This window comes from Pseudoalteromonas aquimarina (genome assembly GCF_049257255.1).
Taxonomy (GTDB): domain Bacteria; phylum Pseudomonadota; class Gammaproteobacteria; order Enterobacterales; family Alteromonadaceae; genus Pseudoalteromonas.
The window spans coordinates 1-22,501 of sequence record NZ_JBMMUG010000004.1 but is presented as its reverse complement, the minus strand read 5'-3'; the positions used below and the strand labels follow the sequence as shown (position 1 = coordinate 22,501).

General features: G+C 38.8%; 20 protein-coding genes. 12 read left to right on the top strand and 8 right to left on the bottom strand.

Annotation, left to right across the window (positions count from 1 at the left end):
- Positions 1-82 precede the first annotated feature (82 nt).
- Complete coding sequence (locus tag AAEU29_RS10880; RefSeq protein WP_421973359.1) at positions 83-2,083, top strand: winged helix-turn-helix domain-containing protein; 2,001 nt, start codon at positions 83-85, stop codon at positions 2,081-2,083.
- Positions 2,084-2,147: 64 nt separating this feature from the next.
- Here AAEU29_RS10880 and AAEU29_RS10875 read toward each other — a convergent pair whose 3' ends face one another.
- The gene (locus AAEU29_RS10875; RefSeq protein ID WP_421973358.1) at positions 2,148-4,232 is read right to left on the bottom strand and encodes a S8 family serine peptidase; all 2,085 of its coding nucleotides are present in this window, start codon (positions 4,230-4,232) and stop codon (positions 2,148-2,150) included.
- Between the two features lie 477 nt (positions 4,233-4,709).
- Here AAEU29_RS10875 and AAEU29_RS10870 point away from each other — a divergent pair, with 477 nt between their 5' ends.
- Positions 4,710-5,159 carry an RDD family protein gene (locus AAEU29_RS10870; RefSeq protein ID WP_421973357.1) on the top strand — a complete coding sequence of 150 codons (450 nt, stop codon included), beginning with the start codon at positions 4,710-4,712 and terminating at the stop codon, positions 5,157-5,159.
- Between the two features lie 44 nt (positions 5,160-5,203).
- On the opposite strand, the gene AAEU29_RS10865 is transcribed toward AAEU29_RS10870, so the two are convergent.
- Positions 5,204-6,079, bottom strand: coding sequence for a LysR family transcriptional regulator (locus AAEU29_RS10865; RefSeq protein ID WP_421973356.1), 876 nt, complete (start codon positions 6,077-6,079; stop codon positions 5,204-5,206).
- 185 nt (positions 6,080-6,264) lie between these two features.
- Between AAEU29_RS10865 and AAEU29_RS10860 the strand changes: the two genes are divergently transcribed.
- From AAEU29_RS10860 to AAEU29_RS10850, 3 genes are all read left to right on the top strand, one after another.
- Positions 6,265-7,413, top strand: a complete 1,149-nt coding sequence (locus tag AAEU29_RS10860) for an S-(hydroxymethyl)glutathione dehydrogenase/class III alcohol dehydrogenase (protein WP_421973355.1) — start codon at positions 6,265-6,267, stop codon at positions 7,411-7,413.
- A gap of 85 nt (positions 7,414-7,498) precedes the next feature.
- A complete protein-coding gene (gene fghA / locus AAEU29_RS10855; protein WP_421973354.1) occupies positions 7,499-8,338 on the top strand; it encodes an S-formylglutathione hydrolase in 840 nt (279 codons plus the stop codon).
- A gap of 107 nt (positions 8,339-8,445) precedes the next feature.
- Complete coding sequence (locus tag AAEU29_RS10850) at positions 8,446-8,877, top strand: hypothetical protein (RefSeq protein WP_421973353.1); 432 nt, start codon at positions 8,446-8,448, stop codon at positions 8,875-8,877.
- On the opposite strand, the gene AAEU29_RS10845 is transcribed toward AAEU29_RS10850, so the two are convergent.
- The 3 genes from AAEU29_RS10845 to AAEU29_RS10835 form a co-directional block, all read right to left on the bottom strand.
- Complete coding sequence (locus tag AAEU29_RS10845) at positions 8,834-9,442, bottom strand: hypothetical protein (RefSeq protein ID WP_421973352.1); 609 nt, start codon at positions 9,440-9,442, stop codon at positions 8,834-8,836. The genes AAEU29_RS10850 and AAEU29_RS10845 overlap by 44 nt on opposite strands.
- Positions 9,443-9,738: 296 nt before the next feature.
- A complete protein-coding gene (locus tag AAEU29_RS10840; protein WP_421973351.1) occupies positions 9,739-10,368 on the bottom strand; it encodes a glycine-rich domain-containing protein in 630 nt (209 codons plus the stop codon).
- 252 nt (positions 10,369-10,620) lie between these two features.
- Entirely contained in the window at positions 10,621-10,929 is a 309-nt protein-coding gene (locus tag AAEU29_RS10835; protein ID WP_421973350.1) for a putative signal transducing protein, read from the bottom strand.
- 218 nt (positions 10,930-11,147) lie between these two features.
- Here AAEU29_RS10835 and AAEU29_RS10830 point away from each other — a divergent pair, with 218 nt between their 5' ends.
- The 6 genes from AAEU29_RS10830 (at position 11,148) to glsB (ending at position 17,809) form a co-directional block, all read left to right on the top strand.
- The gene (locus tag AAEU29_RS10830; protein ID WP_421973349.1) at positions 11,148-11,468 is read left to right on the top strand and encodes a hypothetical protein; all 321 of its coding nucleotides are present in this window, start codon (positions 11,148-11,150) and stop codon (positions 11,466-11,468) included.
- 82 nt (positions 11,469-11,550) lie between these two features.
- Positions 11,551-11,781, top strand: coding sequence for a hypothetical protein (locus tag AAEU29_RS10825; RefSeq protein ID WP_421973348.1), 231 nt, complete (start codon positions 11,551-11,553; stop codon positions 11,779-11,781).
- Positions 11,782-11,784: 3 nt separating this feature from the next.
- Positions 11,785-12,645, top strand: a complete 861-nt coding sequence (locus AAEU29_RS10820) for a DNA alkylation repair protein (RefSeq protein WP_421973347.1) — start codon at positions 11,785-11,787, stop codon at positions 12,643-12,645.
- A 195-nt stretch (positions 12,646-12,840) separates the two neighbouring features.
- Positions 12,841-14,856, top strand: coding sequence for a TonB-dependent receptor plug domain-containing protein (locus AAEU29_RS10815; protein WP_421973346.1), 2,016 nt, complete (start codon positions 12,841-12,843; stop codon positions 14,854-14,856).
- 73 nt (positions 14,857-14,929) lie between these two features.
- Positions 14,930-16,771 (top strand): YfiR/HmsC family protein, encoded by a 1,842-nt coding sequence (locus tag AAEU29_RS10810; protein WP_421973345.1) that lies wholly within the window; start codon positions 14,930-14,932, stop codon positions 16,769-16,771.
- A gap of 120 nt (positions 16,772-16,891) precedes the next feature.
- Positions 16,892-17,809, top strand: coding sequence for a glutaminase B (glsB, locus tag AAEU29_RS10805; protein WP_421973344.1), 918 nt, complete (start codon positions 16,892-16,894; stop codon positions 17,807-17,809).
- Here glsB and AAEU29_RS10800 read toward each other — a convergent pair.
- From AAEU29_RS10800 to AAEU29_RS10790, 3 genes are read right to left on the bottom strand one after another with little or no spacing between them, the layout of a single operon-like run.
- A complete protein-coding gene (locus tag AAEU29_RS10800) occupies positions 17,806-19,377 on the bottom strand; it encodes a sugar porter family MFS transporter (protein WP_421973343.1) in 1,572 nt (523 codons plus the stop codon). The two genes, glsB and AAEU29_RS10800, sit on opposite strands and share 4 nt — an antisense overlap.
- Positions 19,367-20,377, bottom strand: a complete 1,011-nt coding sequence (locus AAEU29_RS10795; protein ID WP_421973342.1) for a LacI family DNA-binding transcriptional regulator — start codon at positions 20,375-20,377, stop codon at positions 19,367-19,369. The genes AAEU29_RS10800 and AAEU29_RS10795 overlap by 11 nt, the downstream gene beginning before the upstream one ends.
- A gap of 42 nt (positions 20,378-20,419) precedes the next feature.
- Positions 20,420-21,760, bottom strand: a complete 1,341-nt coding sequence (locus tag AAEU29_RS10790; RefSeq protein WP_421973341.1) for a GH1 family beta-glucosidase — start codon at positions 21,758-21,760, stop codon at positions 20,420-20,422.
- A gap of 174 nt (positions 21,761-21,934) precedes the next feature.
- On the opposite strand from AAEU29_RS10790, the gene AAEU29_RS10785 reads away from it, so the two are divergent.
- Positions 21,935-22,501 (top strand): MFS transporter (locus AAEU29_RS10785; protein ID WP_421973793.1); only part of this gene is annotated, 567 nt, incomplete at its 3' end.

The following is a 22,501-nucleotide window of genomic DNA, read 5'->3' as shown; positions in this document are numbered from 1 at the left end:
AAAACTAATCAAAAGCTGTTATTGTGGCTTAATTAAGTTATGATAATTTGATAATGAAATTATAATAACTAGCAAAATCAAAATGATAGGAACTTCATTTAGCTTTGGTGCTATTCAAGTTAATACGCAAACAAATACCCTAACCATCAGCGGAAAGGTGGTTGAATGCGAGCCGAAGCTATTTGAGTTATTGATTTTTTTCTGCCGAAATAGCGAACGGGCACTATCGCGAGATGAACTAATTGAACATGTGTGGCAAGGCAGAGTAGTAAGTGATGCGGCTGTCAATCGCGCTATCAGCCAGCTTAGAAAACTAATAGAACCAAACCCTTCCCAGCCGATATATATTTTAACCGTTAGTAAAATTGGCTATCGCTTTGCTGCAACCCCAATAGCAAGTGAAAACAAATCACCTGTGATATCCAAAACTACTCAGTCCAAATCAAATTTAAACTCGTTTTTTGGTGTTGTAGCAGCACTTTTAGTGTTTGCTATTTTTGTTTTATTAAAGCCAAAACCCGTCTCTCAGACGCTTGAATTAACCGACCGCACTATTTTAACTGAGCAACTAGGCGTTACGTTTAATCCCTATTTCGATGAAGCATCAAAAACCCTTTATGCATTACATAAAAAAAGTAATGACGGCTTAAGCCAAGTCGTTATTGTGCAAAAAGATGGCAGCCTAAGCCCATTATTTGAAAGCTCAGCATACTACACAGATGTTATCGCACGTGGCGATACAATCTATTTAGCTAGACTGATGGATTTAACTGAACGAAAATGTGAAGTTGTTGAATTTAAAATTAAAACAAAAAAAATCACCACAATAGTTGATTGCGCTAATAGTGTTATTTCGCACCTTGCACTTGGTGAAAACGACCGCCTAATTTACCCTTACCGAGAAAGTGACTCGTCACCTTATAAATTGATGGTATTAAATACTCAAACAAAGCGGCAACAACAACTCACTCACCCAGAAAGCGTTGGCAATACATTAGGTCACCGCGTGTTTGCACTCAATAACAACACACTTGCCTATATTAATTACCATGCCACAGAGCCAGACAGGTTAGTGTTACTCGATATAGATAATCGCTCTGAAAGTTATAATGCACCGCTTTTAGATGATGTTATATCCGTAACTTGGCATAACCAAACTCTATTAATTTCCGCAAAAAGTGGTTTGTATCAGTTCGACGTAACAAACCAAACGCTCTCACAGCTAGATTATTCTGATACCTTTAACCGAATTTTTGCTAGCAATAATGCACTTTATGCTGAGCACTATTCAGTTATCTCAAACTTATATCAGCTCACTGACGTTCAAGCACCTTTAGCACTTACTCAGCGCCAGGCTACAATAATGCAATTTACTGCTTCGCCAATAGATGAACGCATTGCTTATGTTGAATCGTTAAATGGCAAGCTCAGTATTAGAATTAGTTCAGCTAATAGTTCAGAAATACTGCCCTTTGACGAGCAAATCACCTATGTATCTAATTTAGCGTGGGCTTTTGATGCATCTAAACTTGCCGCTAATATTAATGATGAGCTGTATATTTATGATTTTAATAACGCCAAATGGCAGCATATTAAACATCATTTTAGCGCGATTCACTTTGTTGGTTTTGATGATAATAGCAACTTATACGTCAGTGCTGAGCATCAACAAGCATGGAATATTTGGCAAATAAGCGATTCTTCAAACACTGCTTTGCAAATAACGTTTAATGGTGGTTATAGTTTTTATTTTGACAAAAACACTCTTTATTACACTAAATTCAGCCAAGATGGTTTATTTAAAACGTTAGATTCAAAGACAGAAGAAGTCGTAATTGAAGAATTCCCATTATTGCAATGGCGCAATTGGCAGCTGGTAAATAATAAAATTATTTACCCTAAATACAAGCAGTATGTTGCTTTTGATACCCGAGATAAAACTATTTCACCTATTGTTGAGTTAGCTAATTACAGTGCAAATGTCTGCCGTATGTCTATTATCAACGAACAACTTTACTGTAGTTTACTCGACAACCAAGTAAGCCAAATTTGGCGTATCAATATTAGTTCAAGCACCCATTAAAAAAGGCAACCAATTGGTTGCCTTGTTCCATATAGAATGGAACCATTATGACTCGTTTGTGATGTTATTTACATGCGCCAGCATCTTGCCAGACATCCCAAGGGCCTGAGTTTTGCTCTGGATTTGCGCCTTGTGTCCACCACTGGGCTGTGTATAAGCGACCATTGTAAGATGCCTGCTCACCGGCAAGGAAAATTGCACTTGCCGTCCATGCAACTACCCCATTACACCCATTACCACCCGTATCGCTACTCACTGTAATTGACTGTGTTTTGGTGTTAGTTAGTCCTTCACTATCCGCTACTGTTAAGCTTACAGAATACGTACCTGCTTGCGCATAACTATGGCTTGGATTAGCTGCGCTACTTGATGTATTGTCGCCAAAATCCCATGCATAGCTAACAACACCTTTATCATCGCTTGCAGCTTGTGCGAATGACACGTCTAAGCCAGTAGCATTAAATGAGAAGTTAGCAACCGGTGCTTGATTTTCACCACCGCCACCAGAGCACGCACCTGTGCGTTTCCAAACATTGGTATACACATCTGGCTGTGCCCCCGTTGACCACCAAGTGGCTTCATATTGATTGCTTTGATAAGCGACTTTATCACCCACTTTATAAGCAGTTGCCGCTGACCAATTAGCTAACCCGTTACAGCCACCCGTGCTGTCGTCACTAATTGTAATGCGCTGTGTTTTGCTATTTGTTTGCCCTTTTGTATCGGTAACGGTGAGGCTTACCGTGTAATCACCTGCAACACTATAGGTGTGACTAGGATTTTGGCTTGTACTACTTGCACCGTCACCAAATTGCCATGCATAACTTGTAATGCCTTTATCATCGCTTGAGCTATCACTAAATTGCGCTGTTTTACCAGATACTTGTACCGCAAAATTGGCTACAGGCTTTGCATCTCCAGTACCTCCTCCACAGCTACTACTAGCTAAATAATCATACGCAGCTTTAGCTTGCACTATGCCATAGCCGTAAGAGGTATCGCGCCCTGTGGCACCTTTATCTTTGGCCGTTGCATTTAGAGCATCACGAATTTGTTGGTTTGAACAATTTGGGAAATGACTCCAAACAAGTGCCGCAACGCCTGACACATGGGGCGTTGCCATTGACGTACCACTGATACTTTTATAGCCACTGTTGATCCAAGTTGAGTTAACACTAACCCCAGGCGCAGCAATTTCTACTTGGCTGTTATATTGTGAGAACGACGCTTTGCTTTCACTGCTATTAACCGCCGCTACTGACACTACGGCATCGTACGATGCTGGATAGCTCATTGAACTATTGCCATCATTACCTGCTGCGGCAATGTGTAACATGCCTTGCGCGTAACTATTTGCAAATGCTTGGCGCTCGGCGCTTGATTGACCCGAACCACCTAAGCTCATACTGGTTACATTGGCACCCGCTTGCTGACATTGCTCAATTGCTCGGATTAAGTCAGAGCCATACGCCCAATTTCCTTGATCGTTAAATACCTTAACAATGTGAAGACCAAGCTGGTTTGATGGGTTTACCCCAACCACACCTTGCCCGTTACCGCCAATTGCCGCAATGGTACCTGCAACATGGGTACCATGACCATTGCCATCGTTATACCAATTGCCCGTATTATTGCTGCCGTAACCATCATCACCGGTAATACCATTAGATGGTAAATCAGGGTGACCTAATTGGTAACCGGTATCCATAATGCACACCTTGCGATTTCCGGTTAAATTGTCACTTAGCTGATTAGCCTGCACCATACCAATGCCATAAGGTGTACTTTCTGCAAGAAGGTAGCGCTTTGGATCAACCTCTACTGACTGCACATCGGCACGTTGTAGTAAAGCATTTCGCTCTGCTTGGGTGAGTTCGACTGCCACAGAGTTTGTGCTTGGCAGTACGTGTATTGTTTTAGCACCAACGCTAGTTGCTACTGACTGCAATTGATTGTGCTTAAGTTCGCGTAATTGTTTTGTATCTGCAGTTACAGGCAGTTCAATGTTCAGTGAATCTGCTTTTAATGTAACAATAAATCGCTCGGAGCTATCTGTATCTAACGAAACTTTATCCGCCGCAAACGCTGTGCCTGCGAAGGTACTGCAAAGTAATAAAGCGTGTGTTGTTTTATTAAATTTTGCTTTCATAACTATTGCCTTAATGTTGTTGTGAAGTAATGCAAACAGTTAACAAACTATTTACAAGAGTCACAAAAACAGAAAATAGACAACGCTGTCAATTGTAATTTCATATGTAAACAAATGAAAATAAACATAAAAACTGGCATGTAAAATTGCCTTTACGGGAAAGATTTAGAATATTTGTACCCATTTAAGGGGTTTTATCAGAGAGCAAAAACTCTAAGCTTGGAAATGTAAATATTTTGTTACCGCCAGTTATAACCAGAGCATCTTTTAAATATTTTTTTGGTATAAAAAACAAGCAAACCAAGAAACTTTAACCCTTGTTGTAAGCAATTCAACAGCCAGTTAGCCAAACCATTAAAATTAATCAGCCAACTTTGCCGCTAACAACCAAATTCGACCGTTATTCACTTTTTGACAATTTATTGCTCATTGCAAACTAGTATGAAGTCATCAACCAGGAAGCAAAGAGAAATCACTATGACACAGTATCACTATCAAACAGTACCAGCACAGGTGGAGTATGCAGGCTTTTTTAGACGTTTTGCAGCGCTTATCATTGATGGAATATTATTTTCATTGGTAATTGCCGCTTTTGCATTCACCTTTTTTGAAAATTACTTGTCATGGAGCCCATTTAACTTTTTCGAATTTAATGAGTTTATGAACCACGAAATTTTACCTTTTATTTTGACGGTGATGTTCTGGGTTTATAAAGCAGCTACCCCAGGGAAAATGGCTGTGGACAGTAAGGTACTTGACGCAACAACAGGCGAAAAGCCAAGTGTTGGTCAAAGTGTTATTCGTTACATTGGTTATTATATTTCAGCGTTGCCACTTGGATTAGGCTTTTTATGGGCAGCAATTGATGAGAAAAACCGTACTTGGCACGACCTTATTGCAGGTACAGTAGTAGTAAAACAATCTTAATAGCGCCTTTTCACAGCAAATAGACTTCCTAACTTTGGCTCGCATTATGCGGGCTTTTTTATGTTTTCTTGTAAAAAGCGAATAAATAAATCGAGCTTAGAGGGTAATGCACGATTGTGACCATAAAGTGCCCAAATTCCTTCTTCTTTATCGCGATAATTGGGTAATACTTCAACTAGACTTCCTTGTTTTAACGCCTCTCCAACATAGTAATCGGGTAACTGTGCAAGGCCTAAACCACTGATTGCGGCATCTAATAAACTCACTCCTGAATTACATTTTAAGCGACCATTTACACGTATATTGCGCGCTTTGCCTTGATACAAAAAGCGCCAATAGTCATTACTGCCAACCAGACATTGGTGCAAGTTAAGTTCTGACAAGGTATGAGGTTCACCATGTTGTGCAATATACTGTGGGCTCGCACAAACAAACATTTGCCGTGAAGCTAGTTTTTTCGCCATTAGATTTGAATCACTTAAATGACCTAAGCGAATGGCAATATCAATACCACCATCAATTAAATCTAGTTTTTGATTGGTAAGTACAAGATCCACTTCTATTTGCGCATGCAAAGTTAAAAACGTATTTACAAGCGGTGCAATATAACGCTCACCGTACGTTACCGGCGCAGTTACACGTATTTGCCCAGCAATGCCGTGCTGAATACTACTAACATTTAATTCAGCTTGCGCAAGCCCTTCAACCAAAGGCTTACAGTCATAATAAAACTGTTGCCCCATTTCAGTTAGCGACACTTTACGGGTGGTTCGTTTGAGTAACTTAACGCCTAATCGCTGCTCTAGCGCATTAACTTTGCGACTAACATAAACTACTGATATGCCAAGTTTACTTGCTGCCGCAGTAAAGCTTTGCGTTTGTGCAACTGCAACAAATTCACTGACGCCTGCCCAATCCATTTCACACCTTAAATTTGGTATTAATTAAACTTGATTATTACATATATGAAATAATAATTTTCAAAATAATATGATTATCTTTTCTAAAGAAATAAATAAACTACTTAACAACAAAGTAGCAAATGAACTAGCCTTTATAGCTCACACTATTAAGGCAACTGTAAATCACTTATGGGAAACAGATTATGGCGTTAGAAATTAAACCAGGCCAAACTTCGATTAAATCAAAAGCAGCTGTTGCATGGGCTGCTGGTGAACCACTAAAAATGGAAGAAGTTGATGTACAACTTCCAAAGAAAGGCGAAGTACTTGTACGTATAGTTGCAACAGGTGTATGCCATACAGATGCCTTCACACTCTCAGGTGATGATCCTGAAGGGATCTTTCCTTCAATTTTAGGTCACGAAGGTGGCGGCATTGTTGAAATGGTGGGTGAAGGCGTTACCAGTGTTGCGGTTGGCGATCATGTAATCCCCCTTTACACAGCTGAGTGTGGCGAGTGTAAATTCTGTACATCAGGCAAAACTAACCTCTGCCAAGCTGTACGTGAAACCCAAGGTAAAGGTTTAATGCCTGACGGTACAACTCGTTTTTCACTAAACGGTGAACCTATTTATCACTACATGGGCTGCTCTACCTTTTCTGAATACACTGTATTACCAGAAATTTCACTGGCAAAAGTAAATAAAGAAGCCCCTCTTGAAGAAGTATGTTTACTGGGTTGTGGTGTAACTACAGGTATGGGTGCGGTGCTCAATACTGCCAAAGTTGAAAAAGGCGATACTGTTGCGATTTTTGGTCTAGGCGGTATTGGTTTATCCGCAATTATTGGTGCTCGCATGGCAGGTGCAAGTCGTATTATTGGTATTGATATCAACGAATCTAAGTTTGATTTAGCAAAACAACTTGGTGCAACAGATGTCATTAATCCACAAAACTTCGATAAGCCAATTCAAGAAGTCATTGTTGAACTGACTGATGGCGGCGTGGATTATTCATTTGAGTGTATTGGTAATGTCAATGTGATGCGCCAAGCACTGGAATGTTGTCATAAAGGTTGGGGTGAATCAGTAATTATTGGTGTTGCCGGTGCTGGCCAAGAAATTTCAACACGTCCTTTCCAATTAGTAACAGGTCGTGTATGGCGTGGTACTGCATTTGGTGGCGTTAAAGGCCGCTCTCAATTACCGGGCATTGTTGAACAATACCTAGCGGGTGAGTTTGGTTTACAGGAATTTATCACTCACACTATGGCACTGGATGAGATTAATGATGCGTTTGACCTTATGCACAAAGGTGAAAGCATTCGCTCAGTTGTTCATATGGATAAATAACCTGAATTAAGCGTTTATTTTCGATTTCCACAGCAATTTTGTTAAAGCGTCTAACTTAAATTAGGCGCTTTTATAAGGGATCAACATGTCTTTAGAAGTGTTAAGTAAAGCAAAAGTATGTGATGGATGGCACAAACAATATAGTCACTCATCTTCTCGTTTAAACTGTGACATGCGCTTTGCTATTTTTTTACCACCTAACGCAACCGCAGAAACGCCAGTACCTGTGCTTTATTGGCTATCAGGTTTAACCTGTACTGATGAAAACTTTATGCAAAAAGCAGGGGCCTTTGCCAAAGCTGCCGAGCTGGGTATTGCCATTGTCGCGCCTGATACAAGCCCGCGCGGTGAAGATGTAGCCGATGATGAAGGCTACGATTTAGGAAAAGGCGCAGGGTTTTATCTAAATGCTACGCAAGCACCTTGGTCAGCCCATTATCATATGTACGATTACATTGTGGATGAATTGCCTGCACTCATTGAGCAACATTTCCCTGTAACGAAAGTGAAATCTATTTCAGGTCACAGTATGGGCGGACATGGCGCTCTCACCGTTGGCCTTAAAAACCAAAATAGCTACCGTGCTATCTCAGCATTTAGCCCTATTTCTAACCCAATTAATTGCCCTTGGGGACAAAAAGCGTTTACATATTATTTAGGCTCAAATAAAGAGTTGTGGCTTGAGTATGATGCATCAGAGCTACTTAAAAAGCAGGCTTCAAACTTGCCGATTTTAGTTGACCAAGGTGATGCTGATGGCTTTTTAACTGAACAACTAAAGCCTGAAAACCTGCTAGAAGCAGCAAAACAAAGTAATACGGATATCACCTTGCGTATGCAACCAGGCTACGACCACAGCTATTACTTTATCCAATCATTTATCAACGAGCATCTTACTTTTCATAGTAAATATTTGTTTGCCTAAGATATATTTACAGGCTTTATACTTACTAAAGCCTGTACTTTTCGCTCAGTCAGTTGTGTAAATTCTCATAAATTGGGTAATATTAATACATTAATAAGGAGTGTTTTATGAGTCAGCCTGCTGTTATACCCTACACCATTCACAGCGACAAAAACGCTGTTTTTTGTAAGATGCATCAAGGTATTTCTTTTGAAAATATCTATCAACACACGCTCGAACTAATGGCTGATAAAAATTACCGCCCAGGGCTGAATGGCTTTTATGATTTTACAGGTGTCGATAAATTAACCGGTGATAAATCCATTTGGCATTCATTAGCTAAAGGAATTTCAAGCAATGAACTGTTACCCGTCCATTGCTCGGTTGCGATAGTAGTAAGTGATCTAGAAAATCAAACTTCTCACCAGCTTAAGGAATTTATTGCCTTAACAAAAGAGGCGAACATCCACTACAAACTGTTTACTGAGCAGTGTATTGAGGATGCTTTTGCCCATATTAAGCTGAATGATGCTGCGCTACTAAGCCAGATTGCTTTTTAAATATTCTGTTCGAGATTTTTTGACCAAGCTTAGGGAAAAACATTAACGCAACTAATAAAGTGTCATTAAACATGATGGTTGCGGAATAAAGCATCGCCATTAATTCATTCTCACTATTATCAAACATCATGTAATAACCATTTACTATGAAATGCGCTGCACCGTTACATAAAAGGATCATAACAATCAAATCAACAGTGGCAATATAACGATTAGCTGACAAGCAAAAACGCTGCATAACCAAGAGCACCATAATTGCAGTAATACTATCTAAAATGGTGTAACTAATAGCAATAGCGCGATAATCTTGATTGCTATCAAAATAGCGATAAAAATCATACAAGCTGGCAATAACAATATCTGTGGTCGAATAAGAAAGTGCAATAATGGCAAATACCCAACCTATAAATAAAGGAAGTTGCTGTTTAAACACCCTCACAAAAGCAAGGCCTGAAGCAAATAACATAAGCCAAGAAAAAAAAGCAGCAATTTGGGTCGCAAATGCCCCATAACTTGGCCCTACACGAAAAATCGACCAATACCAATCAACAAAAGAATCATACATGATGTTTAGATTTCATCGGATTTTTGAAATTTAGGCCGAGTAGTAAACATAACAAACGCAATGTACCAAGCAAAAAATGCCAGAATAAAGACGACTAATAAGGCAGGACTTAGAGACTCAATCATATTAAAAGCAATAGTTTCTTGAAAAATTTAATGAATATACAAACCATAAAACATTGTATCATTCAGTTAAACAACTAATCCCGTTGTTTGTAAATAGAGTTTAACGAGCTGCACTTTTTTGTAAGCGCTTCTCAATTTTAATGTGATCTGGAGATAGGCTAAAAAAGTTTCTTATTGACTGGCGTAGCCACCACACCCTAAAGAATGAGTAGCTTTATGCTCTGATAAAGTGCCGCTTTTTTCATCGCTAAATAGCGATACACTGACCACCCCTTTTTCTGGACACTTAGCTAAAGTGTATTTGAATCCTTCTTTAATATTAACCATATCGTCAATTGAGAATAACAGAGGTAGTTTATCAGGGCTGTTTGCATCTATGTAATTTCTACGGCAGGTAATTTGCCATGTGCGTTTTAAACTTGTGTTCATTTGCTCAGAAATAACTGAGGTGCTTGATGGAGTATGATGTAAAAAACGGCCAAACGCTTTTCTACAAAACGATTTGTATTCTTTGGTATTTAAAATAAAGGCATGCCAAGCCACATCAACCACTTTAGAAGGCATTGCAACCAATTGACCATTCGCTAAATTACAGATCAAAAAATATTCTTTTAATGCTTCAATAGCGAGCTCGCATTGCTCTTTGGACAACTGCGGATAATGTTCGCGCAAAGAAAGTGCAATATTCTTTGGCATTTTATAAGTTTCAATAAAGGTATGTTGATTGCTTTTATAACTAATAGCGAAAAATAAAACAGTTATAATTGCGAGTAACATACTGATAATAATAAACGCAGACATAACGCCTCAAACAACTACGAAAGATATAGTAGATACAATATTAACTTAGTTGACCAAAAAAGTAACATAAAGTTTACTTTTTAATTGTAATTGCTTTTTAACAATTCGCTTACTTTAAACAACACATTAATTAAATAGCGTTCAAGAGACGTAAAAATAAAAGAAGATTAGAAAAAGAAACTCAAGAAAGGCACACTTTAATTAGTTTAATCACATCAAATTTAGCTACATATTTACAGTTTTAAAGTGTCGCTAATGTGGTTTTGCAGTATCGCACTGCCAACAAAAATCAAATGCTGCACCATTTTGTTCATTACATTTTTGGCAATACCAATCTGGCTGATGCTCTTGAGACATAATATTTGCAACGATTTCTTGTGCTTGCTTTAATTGAAACTGTGAAGTAACCCATACTTCTGGCCAAGTTTCAAAACACGGGATCTCGCCTCGCCCACCTGCCGCATACTGATTTTTAATCTGCGTTTTAATACCAGCATTATGCAGAGCGGTATTGATGTTCATCACCAAGGTTAAATTTTCGTGGGTGTAAACGAGGGTCATTGAGTACCTTTTTAATTTTCACAATAGCAGATTTAGCGTGGTGATTTCATATTAATGTTTGAATGCCCTATAAATACGACTTTTTCTCAATAGCCACTGAGCAACATAAAATGAGGCGTAAAGGCTAAATAACATTGTCGACGCACTGCTATTTTCTAAACTTACAGATAAAATCACACAATCGCCAATTAACATACCAATGATTTATGAGCATTGAAATGACTTACGAACAAGCTTTAAGCCAACTGATTACCTATGGTGACAACATTAACAATGCTTACCTTATTTTAGCAAAGCAGCCATCGATAAACGTGTTACCACTGAGAGCTACCAAATCTCATCTAAAAAACGTATTAACCAAATTTCTAAATAATGCAATTGATGATGACGACCTGACTTTGTGGGCAGCTATTATCGAAAATCAGCAAGCAATTGACTCATATGAAATAGAAGATTTTTTGTACGCATTAAATAACAGTGAGTTAATGGGCGAAATAAGCAAAGAATCCATAACGAAAATGCTTACTTTGCTTGAATGAGCTTAATAAACTTGATTTACATTATATTGCTGTGCTTAAAAAGCCGATAAACTTAACCAATAACCAACAAATAAGTAAAACCATGCGAAGCAAAGGACAAATCAAAAGTGAGTTGATCACAATTCCGATTCTGCTAATTGCCATTATTTTGGTGATCGCAGGCCACTTTATTATGAAACCGGTTTTTTATGACAAAGCCTGGGCTGAATATAGTTTAGCTGCACTGCCTTTTTTAATGTTTGCTCTGGTTATTGTTGCCTTTAAGTTAGCTCTCAAGAATGACCAAAAAGCTCAGCTTGAAGAAGACAATTAACTCATGATATCACTGCCATTGTTCACCACCGCTACCATTCCTGATGCGCCTCGGGCGATTGCAAAAGGCAGCTCTTTAGCCGATTTACTTAATGACAACGCGATTCATTATCTTGCACGAAATATTGAGATTGTGCACAGTAACTTTGATAGTGATGCATTTGTTAAAGAGTGCTTAAACGCACCTGAAGGTCTTGCCTTAATGGCAAAAGGTCAATTTATTGCCAATGTACTTCATCAATTTTTACCCTCAAATTATCAGGCTGCTATCAACATACTGACACAAACGTTAATCGACGCGGATGAATCTTCAGAAGAGTTTGGACTTGCTGGTTTTTTTTACTTACCTCACAGTTTTTACATTGCACAATATGGTCTAGATGCCAAGTATAACGATGGTATCGACCCTTTCGATATTTCAATGAAAGCACAATATGAATTGACCCAGCGATTTAGTGCTGAGTTTTGTATTCGCCCTTTCTTAATAGAACAACAAGCGCGCACCTTAGAAACACTAAAAGATTGGCAATTCGACCGCAACCGCCATATTAGACGTTTAGTATCAGAAGGTACTCGTCCTAAACTGCCATGGGGCAAACGATTACCTGAAATTATTAAAGATCCTACGCCAATTTTACCTTTGCTAAGCCATTTAAAAGATGACTCTAGCTTGTATGTCAGGCGGAGCGTGGCAAATAGCCTAGGCGATATTGCAAAAGATCACCCTAGTTTGGTTTTTGATCTTCTCGAATCATGGCTAGAAGGCGCAAATGCTGAATTAAAATGGCTTATTCGCCATGCTGTGCGTTATTACGCTAAGAAAAATGTTGAGCGTGCTTTAGCAATACGTATCGCTGCTAAATAAATGCTTTTATAACGGCCTCTTCCAGTTAGCCTCTTGATGAATCCTTTTTTATCGAATTTTAATTAAAAATCCCTTTTCATTTCCTCCGTTTATTTAATTATTGACTATACTTTATCAACTAAAGAGCGTGTTAATTAACAAACCCCTTTGTGCATTAATAGCAGCTTAATTAAATGCCTTATTAAAGTGATTTGGATGACTAAAAGCGGCAAAAATAGATTTTTACTGGCATTGTGTCTAACTGCACTACCCGCTTATGCTGATGAAGACGTCGATGTTTATAATCTTAACTTACAAGATTTGCTTTCAATAAAAATAGCCACTAGCACACTTACCGAAAAAGATATTTCAAATATTCCTGCTCCTGTGACTATTTTTTCCCGTGACGAAATTGAAGCGCTAGGTGTGCGCTTTTTACATGAAATCCTTGAATACGTGCCGGGCTACCAAGTCACCCGCTACAGTAATTATCCCTATGAATACTCTGCATCATCGCGCGGTTTAACATTTGGTGCATCCTCTAAAAAAATTCTCTTTTTATTGGATGGCCATAAAATAAATGATCCCCGCTCAGGCAACGCCACGCTTCTTGCTAATTTCTCGCTTCATCATGTTGAAAGACTTGAAATTATTCGAGGACCTGGCTCTTCTATTTATGGCAGTAATGCCTTTACTGGCGTTATTAATATTATTACTAGGAAAGAAGCAAAAGAAGTGAACATTGCTACAGGCAATGAAATTAACTACGACATATTCGCGGCATATAGCCAATCCCTCTATGACTATCAGTTTGATGTTCAAGTAAATAAAGTTAAAAGCCAAGGGGATGATTACCAAATTAAAGACGTATTTACAGGCGAACCGTTTAAAACAGATGACCCATTCGAGCTATCTTCACTGCAACTTGCTTTAAGTGATGAACGCAGTCGATATCAACTGCATTACCGTGAAATTGATATGGAGAATTTTTATCATACTGCAAGAACCAGTAATCTATATAACTTCTCCTCTCATAGCGCTTTATTTTTATTTACCGAGCAAAAAATTGATTTATTTGAAGAGGTGTCATCCTCGGTATCATTAGATTATTTAAAAACTGAACTTATCAACGGCAATCAAAGCTCACTGGCAGGCGCATTTTCTGCTATTAGTGAACCTAGCAGCGATGCCCCTTTACATGGTTACGGCGCTCTTGATTCATACCGGGTACTTACTGCGTTTAATAATAATTGGCAAATCAATCAAACCTACGAAATGCAATTTGGCTTAGAGTGGCAATACAATAAAGAATCACGTGCAGAAGGGTTTACTAACTTTGATTTAGCGGCAGTGTTGTCAAGGCAGTTCCCGGTAGATTATTACCCAAATGTCGATTACAAAATTAAAGTGGGTGGTGAGCAGTCTCAACCATTTTACGGTGCTTATTTACAGCTACAAAGTAATATGGGAGCAATTAATTGGATAGTTGGTGGTCGATTAGATCAATACCCAGATCTTGATTCTCAATTTACACCTAGACTTGGCTTAGTTTACTTAGCAGACACTCATTGGCAACTAAAGCTACTTTATGGTGAAGCATTTCGCGCCCCAGAATTAAGCGAACTTACACTATTTAGTGGTATTAGCCGCTCTGGCAATGCCTATTTAGAAAGTGAAAGGATCAAAACTACAGACTTTATAGCCCAATATACAGGGCAAACTATTTGGTTCTCTATCGACCTTTTTTATAACGAATTTAAAAACCCCATCATCAATGGCTTAGTTAATGGATTGAATGGTCAAGTAAATGGGGATAGTGAGTACGGCCACGGAATAGAAACGGAATTAGTATGGCAAATTGCAGAAAAAACCCGTCTTCGCACTACTGCAACGCACTTTACTAAATTACCAAAATCCGCATTTAAAGACTCAGATACCTTAGCAAGTATGCAACTTGATCACCGCTTTGAGTCTTTTCAAATCGGTATTTCAGGCACCTATCGCTCAAAAAGGCAAACACCAATTAGTCTCACTGAAACAAAAGAGCTAGACGCTTTTTGGTATTGGCGCAGCTTTATAAGCTATAACATAAGTAGCAACGTATCCACGCAATTAAGTATCAATAATTTGCTAAATGAAACATTTTATAACCCTTCAATCACCCCATCGCTTTCTGATGGCATTCCATTAAAAGGGCGAAATGCGAGCGTAACAATAAAATGGGCATTTTAGTTAAGGGGGCGAATTGAATTATTCTTCACGGATTATTTTTGTAATTTTTTTATTATTTTTGTTGATGCCAGCAATGGCAGAAAAAACCGTTGAAGAAACAAAATTAAAATCTGCGTTTATCGGTCAGTTTTCGCAATTTATTAGTTGGCCAACGCCTTTAAAACACGTTGATATTGCCTACTTAGGTGATGATGATGCTTATTGGCAAAGCCTTAATGACATGGCTTTAAACATCAAACAAGCAGGCCCTTTTAAACTTTCACGGCTTTCAACCCCCAGAGAAGTAAATAGTACACAAATGGATATTTTAGTGGTGGATAAAAGCCGTAATGAACTATTACCCCAGCTTCAAGCCAGTATAGAAAAACGCCCAATTTTACTGATTACAGAAAATGTGACAGACAACAAACTAATCGGTATTAATTTTTTTAAAACAGCTAATCAAACACTGTCGTTTAAATTAAATCGCTATAACTTGTTATACCAAGGCTTAAAAATTGATAAAAACATTGTGCTACTTGGCGGCTCAGAAATTGATGTTGCCAATATGGTTAAAGAAATGTCCTTTAAACTTTCAGAATCATCACAACTTATTGATAAACTTAACGAGCGAATAAATTCTCAGAATAAAAACATTGCCGAAAAACAACTCGTCATTAATCAAAAACAACTGGAAATAAACGAAAAAAACAGCGAATACGAAAAGCTAATCAAAAACTTTAAGCAAGTTGAAGAAAAATATCAAAATGCCCTTGCCCAACTAGAAATTGATTTAAATAACTCACAACAAGCGCTTGATAAAAACACTTTGGCACTTGAAGAGCAACAAACAGCCCTTACTAAAATTGCATCCGATAAAACCGCACTTAATTTACAAGTTAAAAACAACCAACAACGCATTCAAGAGCAGCTTGATACGCTGAAATCACTTGAGGGTCAATTGAGTGATAAAGAAAAAGCCCTTCTAACAAAGGAGCAGCAAGTTCAAACGACCACGCACAACTTAATGCTCAGTTTACTTGGCCTGTTGGCGTTTGCTATTTTGGCTATAAGTCTTTGGTACTTTAATAAAAAGAAACATACGCTCAACCAAATTTTGGCATCCCATAACCAAGAGTTAGAAGAAGTAAATCTCGCCCTTGTTTCCACTCAAAAACAATTAGTCGAATCAGAAAAAATGGCTTCACTTGGCGGGATCGTTACAGGGGTTGCTCACGAAGTAAATACGCCGCTGGGTTCTGCGATTACCGCAATATCTCACTTAAGTGAGATTACAACCGATCTATTTGCCGATTTTAAAGATCAAAAACTATCGAGTAAAAAATTCGAGCTAGTGCTTAACGAACAAATTGAAGCAACCAATATTGTCTTTAAGAACTTATGTCGCGCCGCCGAACTGATAAAAAGTTTTAAACAAGTATCGGTTGACCAAGTTTCTGAAATGGCAAGAGAGTTTGAAATAGTTGAATATCTAAACGAGGTTGTGATCAGTTTACGTCACCAAATCAAGCGGCAAAACATTGAAGTCGAAATCATTTGTGATAGTACATTTGTGGTTTATAACTATCCGGGTGTGATATCGCAAATATTCACAAACCTTATCATAAACTCTATCACTCATGGCTTTAAAGAGAATGTTGCCGGTAAAATTACCATCACAATCTCTGAACACCAACAGCAAATACACATTGATTATTTAGATAATGGTATTGGCATTGATAACGCGTTAAGCGATAAAATTTTTGACCCATTTTTCACAACAAACCGTCATGCAGGTTCAACAGGGCTTGGTTTAAGTATTTGTTACAACCTAACTAGCCAAAAATTAAAAGGTTCTATTCAATTACTTGAATGCGATAGTGGTGCGCACTTTCAAGTGCAATTTCCAAAACGCTTAGACACCGCCAGCAAATAAGCTTTATTTCAAGTCACTTATTAGATTTTCTAAGCTGTTCAAATTAGTTCTTTTCGTTGGTGAAAGGTCATTAAATTATTTTATAGTGATACGTCTCACTAAAATTACTCAGGAAACCAAATGACACAAATCGCTTCATTGCTATCAACGATAAATACCCAATGCCAAGCGCTATTTGGTCAAGGCAACGTTGCCAATTACATTCCTGAGCTAGCCAAGATTAACCCGCAACAATTTGCTATGGCAGTACTCACTGTTGATGGTGAAATTTATACCACAGGGGATGCTAAAACACGCTTTAGCATCCAATCAATTTCAAAAGTACTTACGCTTTCGCTTGCATTACAACGCTATGGTGAATCTTTGTGGCAACGTGTAGGAAAAGAGCCATCAGGTACGGCGTTTAACTCACTTATTCAGCTTGAAATGGAAAATGGCGTACCGCGCAATCCATTTATCAATGCAGGTGCCCTTGCCGTGTGTGACGCGCTTCAATCACGCGTAAGTGCACCATTACATCATTATTTAGAAACAGTGCGACAGCTCTCCGGCAACAGTAAAATCAATTTTAATAAGTTTGTGTCCAAATCTGAGTTCAAGCATCGATTTCGTAATGCCGCAATGGCTAACTTAATGAAGTCGTTTAACAATTTTGATAACGATGTAGATGCCGTGCTGAGCAATTATTGTAAATACTGTGCCATAGAAATGAACGTTGTTGAACTAGCTAAAACCTTTAGTTTTTTAGCCAATAAAGGTGTTTCGCAAACTACAAAAGAAACCTTTATTTCGCGCAAACAAAACTCACAGCTTAATTCGCTGATGTTTACCAGTGGTTTATATGATGCCGCGGGTGATTTTGCTTATCGCATTGGTATGCCAGGTAAATCGGGGGTTGGTGGCGCAATTTTAGCTATAGTACCAGAGCGCTACACAGTCGTTGTTTGGTCGCCTGAATTAAATCAATATGGCAACTCGATTGCAGGCTTACACGCACTTGAAATGTTCGCCAAAGAAATGGAAATACAGTTATTTTAGTTTTCCAAAGCTTTGGCTTGGTTCACATATTCAAGTGACTGCCCTTTGGTTTCAGGCAAAAAGCGAACGATTAACACCAAGGCAAACAATGCGCACACACCATAAATTAAAAAGGTGGTTGCCGCACCTAAGGTTGCAAGCTCCCAAGGAAATACTAATTGCACCAAAAAGCTCACACCACTGTTAATCAACGCTAAAAAGGAAATGCCAATACTACGCAATTCGCTTGGAAATACCTCTGAGAAAAATACCCACATTACAGGCCCCAGCGACATAGCAAAAGACGCAACAAATGCTGTGATACCAAAGAGCACAAGCGCCGCATTAATATCGGTAGCGCGCATTAAAATGTCACTACCAAATTGCCGAAATTGCTGTTCACCGATGGCCTCAATCACCGCATTTTTAAATGCAATATCAGAGGTATACACTTTAGCTAATAGCGGCGATAGATTAGCCGTATTTAACTCTTGATGGGTTTCTGCTAACGCTGCCACATCTTTATCATTAATTTGATAAGTTGCTTGTTTAAAGCCATAGCTACAAATCAGCATGCTTACACAAACCCCAACCAAACCAATAATAAGTAATGGCTTTCGGCCAAATTGATCAATCGTAATCAACGCGACAAGGGTAAACAATACATTAATTGCGCCAATCCAACTTGCTTGTAAAAACGCAGCATCAGTACCAATACCACTTTGCTCAAAAATTACTGGTGCATAAAAGAAAATAACATTGATACCCGATATTTGCTGGGCTATCGCAAGGGTTATTCCCATCAACAGAGCTAATCGTACTTTACCTGAAAATAAACCTTTTAAACGGGTGAAAAAAGCACTCTGTTTTTGATCAATCACACTTATTTCTTCAAGCTGTGCGTCTACATCTGTTTGCGAAAACAATCGCTTGAGTACTGCTTTTGCATCCGAGTGATGGTTTTTGAGCACCAACCAGCGCGGGCTTTTCGGTAATAAAAAAAGTGCTAAAAACCACACTGCCGCTGGTACTAACTCTAATGCTAACATCCAGCGCCATGTTTCAGCCTGCGTACCAAAAAGCGTTAACGTGTTACCTTCTGAATGGCCCAGTTGCAGTAAAAAGTAGTTTGAAAAATACGACACCGATAAACCAATTACAATATTCAATTGGTTGATAGACACTAACCTACCGCGCGATTTCGCCAAACTAATCTCAGCGATATACATGGGCGTGATAAGCAGAGAACAAAACGCTAAACCACCAATAAAACGCGCCAAAACTAAACTTTCAAAATCAAAAGCGACAGCAGAAAAATAAGCAGAACAGATGTATAACAAAGCAACCGCAATTAAGGTATTGCGACGGCCAAATTGATCACTTAAAAAAGCAGCAAAAAAACTGGCAATAATTGCACCTAAGGTAGGCGCACTTACAACTAACCCTTGTTGCCATTCATCGAGCGAAAATTGCTCTGAAATAAAGCCGATTGCACCGGAGATTACCGAGGCATCAAAACCAAATACAAACCCGCCAAACGAGGCAATAAGCGCAAATTTAGCTGAGGGAGAGATTCGATTAGTCAGCATGCAAAGCTCCGAGAGAGTCACGAATTATTAGTTCTGGTTTAAATAGATGATTAATTGGCGTTGACGTTTTCGTATTATAAATATTGCTGAGCACCCAATTAGCAGCCATTTCACCCATTTTCGCAATCGGGTTATCAACGGTTGTGAGTTTTGGATATAAGTAACGGGCAAATAACACATTATCGAAGCCAATAATCGATAGATCGTTTGGAATACTAAGACCATGCTCACGGGCGGCCGTCATTGCCCCAGACGCCATTTCATCATTTGCACAAATTAATGCGGTAAATGTGTTATTTTGTTTAAACAAGGTATTAAACCCATCTTGCCCTTCTGATTCATGGTATCCGCCTTCAAAACATAAACTGCTATCAAACGAAATTCCTGCTTCTTCAAGTGCTTGTTTGTGCCCAGCTAAACGCTGCTGTGCATCTTCTTTAAAATGCGGGCCGCTGATGTAGGCAATATTACGATGTCCTTGCTCTATCGCCGCTTTGGTTGCTAAATAACCGCCTAATTGGTTATCAAGCACAATGCAGCGCTCTTGTAGAGATTCGATATTTCGGTTGATCAGAATGATCTCAATATTGTTGTCGAGTAAGGATTTTAAATACTCTTCAGAGACTGCTTCCGCATTTAATATTAGTGCATCACAGCGGCGGCTAATTAAGAATTCAATGGCTTGTTTTTCTTTTTCGGCTTCACTGTGGCCTGCGGTTATCACTACATGCTTGCCAGCATCACGCAGCATAGATTCTATTGAGCTCATCATGTCGCCAAAAAATGAACCGTGCAGTTCAGACACCAACAAGCCCACACTATTACTGCGATTTGAGGCGAGTGACTGTGCAATTGCATTGGGTTTATAACCAAGCTCGGCCATGGCTTTATGCACTTTTTCTTTAGTGCGCTCGCTCACTCTCGCATTGCCGTTTATCACACGTGAAACGGTTGCTAACGATACCCCAGCGGCTTTTGATACTTCGTAAATAGTTGCCATAAAAAAGAAAACTGCTTCTACATTCAATAAATTTAATAGTTATTAGTTTGAATTTCTAGCGTTTATTAGTGCTTTGTATGCAAGCGCGCTGTGTTTAAGCGTGCGTTTTTGTGTTTCGTAATCCACATGCACTATGCCAAAGCGTTTAGTATACCCTTCTGACCACTCAAAGTTATCTAATAAACTCCAAACAAAATACCCTTTTACTGGCACCCCTTGCTGAATTGCTTGTTCTACAGCAAGTAAATGTTCATCAATGTAATCAAAACGCGCTAGGTCTATTACTTCACCATCAGTGATTTCATCATCAAATGCAGCGCCATTTTCAGTGATATAAATATTTGGTAATTCAAAGCGCTTATTTAAGTCAGTCAGTAAATCAAAAAAAGCACTTGGTACAACTTCCCAGCCCATTGCTGTTTTTGCATATTCATTTGAGTCTACTTCTTTAAACAGTACATTATTGCCTGCTTGATACACCTTGCGGGTATAATAATTAATACCAATAAAGTCTAGTGGCGCAGATATAATTGCCATATCACCTGCGGCGATATCCGGCTTAACGTCCTCAGGCAACAGATTAACAATGTCTGGATAACGCCCTTCCAGTAACGGCATTAAGTACCACAAATTCAAATATTCATCCGCATGGCGACAGGCAATAGCATCCTCAATTGAATCTGTTAATGGGTAACAAGGCGAGAAATTAAGCACAATGCCGTTTTCAGTACTTGGGCTTAAACGATTTAGAATTTCCATTGCCAAACCGTGAGCTAAAAACAAATGATGCGCTGCTACCTTACCTGCTTTTTGGTCGGTATGCCCTGGCGCATGAATACCTAATTCATAACCTAAATAAGCAGAGCAGAAAGGTTCATTTAACGTAGCAAATGAATCAACATAAGGTGAAATGTAAGGCGTGATTGTTTCTACATAATTGGCAAACTCATAGGCTGTTTGACGATTTAACCAGCCACCTTGTCTATCAAGATAATCTGGTAAATCCCAATGATAAAACGTCACAAAAATCTTAATACCATGCGCTTTTAAGGCTTGAAATAAGTTGATGTAAAACTTAACACCTTCAAGGTTTACCGTACCGTCTTCTAACATAACGCGGCACCATGACAATGATAAACGGTACGCATCAACACCAATATCGGCCATGATGGCAACATCTTGTTGCCAGTGGGTTACATGCTCACAACTTACATCGCCATTGCTGTTATCTGCGATAGTGCCATCTTTTTCACAAAAGGTGTCCCAGTTTGCCTTTAATCGTGTATTACGCGCACCTTCAATTTGGTATGACGATGTGGCCACACCAAATGTAAAATCTCGCTGCATCATGTTACTTGTCTTGGCTAAGCGAAAATGCTTCATGGTCATTAACACCTTGTTTTATTGTGATTTTAATAGCTGACACTTGAAAATTAGCGAATCAAAATCCGATTTCTATTTGATATTTTAAACGCTTTCTGCAATTATCAAACTATAAATGTAAGCGCTTACATAATTAAATGTAAGCGCTTACAACAAAAAAATCAACTGGAGATCATTGTGAGTTCACCCAATCCACTAAATCAGACCGTGCAAGTTGAGGCAAATAACACCTCTAACACCCAGTTTGCGCTCGTTGCTTTAACTAGCCTCTTTTTTATGTGGGGTTTTATTACCTGTCTTAATGACATTTTAATTCCCTACTTAAAAGAAGCTTTTACCCTTAATTACACCCAAGCAATGCTTATTCAGTTTTGCTTTTTTAGTGCTTACTTTATTGTCTCGCTACCTGCGGGTAAATTGGTGGGGCTTATTGGTTATCAAAAAGGCATTGTTACCGGCTTAGCAATCGCCTGTTTCGGGTGTTTGTTATTCTACCCTGTGGCAACCTCAGGCATGTATGCACTTTTCTTAATGGCCTTATTTGTATTAGCCAGTGGTATTACTATTTTACAGGTATCTGCAAACCCCTATGTCAGTGCTTTAGGTAACCCTAAAACTGCGCCGTCTCGTTTAACCTTAACCCAAGCATTTAACTCATTAGGGACCACGGTTGCACCATTATTTGGCGCGGCACTTTTCTTCTCTGCCGATAGCGCTAATCAAAGTCATGATGGTACCGCT

What these genes read in the sequence shown, in the direction of transcription:
- AAEU29_RS10870 (WP_421973357.1), top strand. Translation starts at nt 4,710, where the DNA reads ATGACACAGTATCACTATCAAACAGTACCAGCACAGGTGGAGTATGCA.
- AAEU29_RS10865 (WP_421973356.1), bottom strand. Translation starts at nt 6,079, where the DNA reads ATGGATTGGGCAGGCGTCAGTGAATTTGTTGCAGTTGCACAAACGCAA.
- glsB (WP_421973344.1), top strand. Translation starts at nt 16,892, where the DNA reads ATGACACAAATCGCTTCATTGCTATCAACGATAAATACCCAATGCCAA.
- AAEU29_RS10795 (WP_421973342.1), bottom strand. Translation starts at nt 20,377, where the DNA reads ATGGCAACTATTTACGAAGTATCAAAAGCCGCTGGGGTATCGTTAGCA.
- AAEU29_RS10840 (WP_421973351.1), bottom strand. Translation starts at nt 10,368, where the DNA reads ATGTCTGCGTTTATTATTATCAGTATGTTACTCGCAATTATAACTGTT.
- AAEU29_RS10835 (WP_421973350.1), bottom strand. Translation starts at nt 10,929, where the DNA reads ATGACCCTCGTTTACACCCACGAAAATTTAACCTTGGTGATGAACATC.
- AAEU29_RS10820 (WP_421973347.1), top strand. Translation starts at nt 11,785, where the DNA reads ATGATATCACTGCCATTGTTCACCACCGCTACCATTCCTGATGCGCCT.
- AAEU29_RS10810 (WP_421973345.1), top strand. Translation starts at nt 14,930, where the DNA reads ATGGCAGAAAAAACCGTTGAAGAAACAAAATTAAAATCTGCGTTTATC.
- AAEU29_RS10815 (WP_421973346.1), top strand. Translation starts at nt 12,841, where the DNA reads ATGACTAAAAGCGGCAAAAATAGATTTTTACTGGCATTGTGTCTAACT.
- AAEU29_RS10860 (WP_421973355.1), top strand. Translation starts at nt 6,265, where the DNA reads ATGGCGTTAGAAATTAAACCAGGCCAAACTTCGATTAAATCAAAAGCA.
- AAEU29_RS10800 (WP_421973343.1), bottom strand. Translation starts at nt 19,377, where the DNA reads ATGCTGACTAATCGAATCTCTCCCTCAGCTAAATTTGCGCTTATTGCC.
- AAEU29_RS10825 (WP_421973348.1), top strand. Translation starts at nt 11,551, where the DNA reads ATGCGAAGCAAAGGACAAATCAAAAGTGAGTTGATCACAATTCCGATT.
- AAEU29_RS10850 (WP_421973353.1), top strand. Translation starts at nt 8,446, where the DNA reads ATGAGTCAGCCTGCTGTTATACCCTACACCATTCACAGCGACAAAAAC.
- AAEU29_RS10830 (WP_421973349.1), top strand. Translation starts at nt 11,148, where the DNA reads ATGACTTACGAACAAGCTTTAAGCCAACTGATTACCTATGGTGACAAC.
- fghA (WP_421973354.1), top strand. Translation starts at nt 7,499, where the DNA reads ATGTCTTTAGAAGTGTTAAGTAAAGCAAAAGTATGTGATGGATGGCAC.
- AAEU29_RS10875 (WP_421973358.1), bottom strand. Translation starts at nt 4,232, where the DNA reads ATGAAAGCAAAATTTAATAAAACAACACACGCTTTATTACTTTGCAGT.
- AAEU29_RS10880 (WP_421973359.1), top strand. Translation starts at nt 83, where the DNA reads ATGATAGGAACTTCATTTAGCTTTGGTGCTATTCAAGTTAATACGCAA.
- AAEU29_RS10845 (WP_421973352.1), bottom strand. Translation starts at nt 9,442, where the DNA reads ATGTATGATTCTTTTGTTGATTGGTATTGGTCGATTTTTCGTGTAGGG.
- AAEU29_RS10790 (WP_421973341.1), bottom strand. Translation starts at nt 21,760, where the DNA reads ATGAAGCATTTTCGCTTAGCCAAGACAAGTAACATGATGCAGCGAGAT.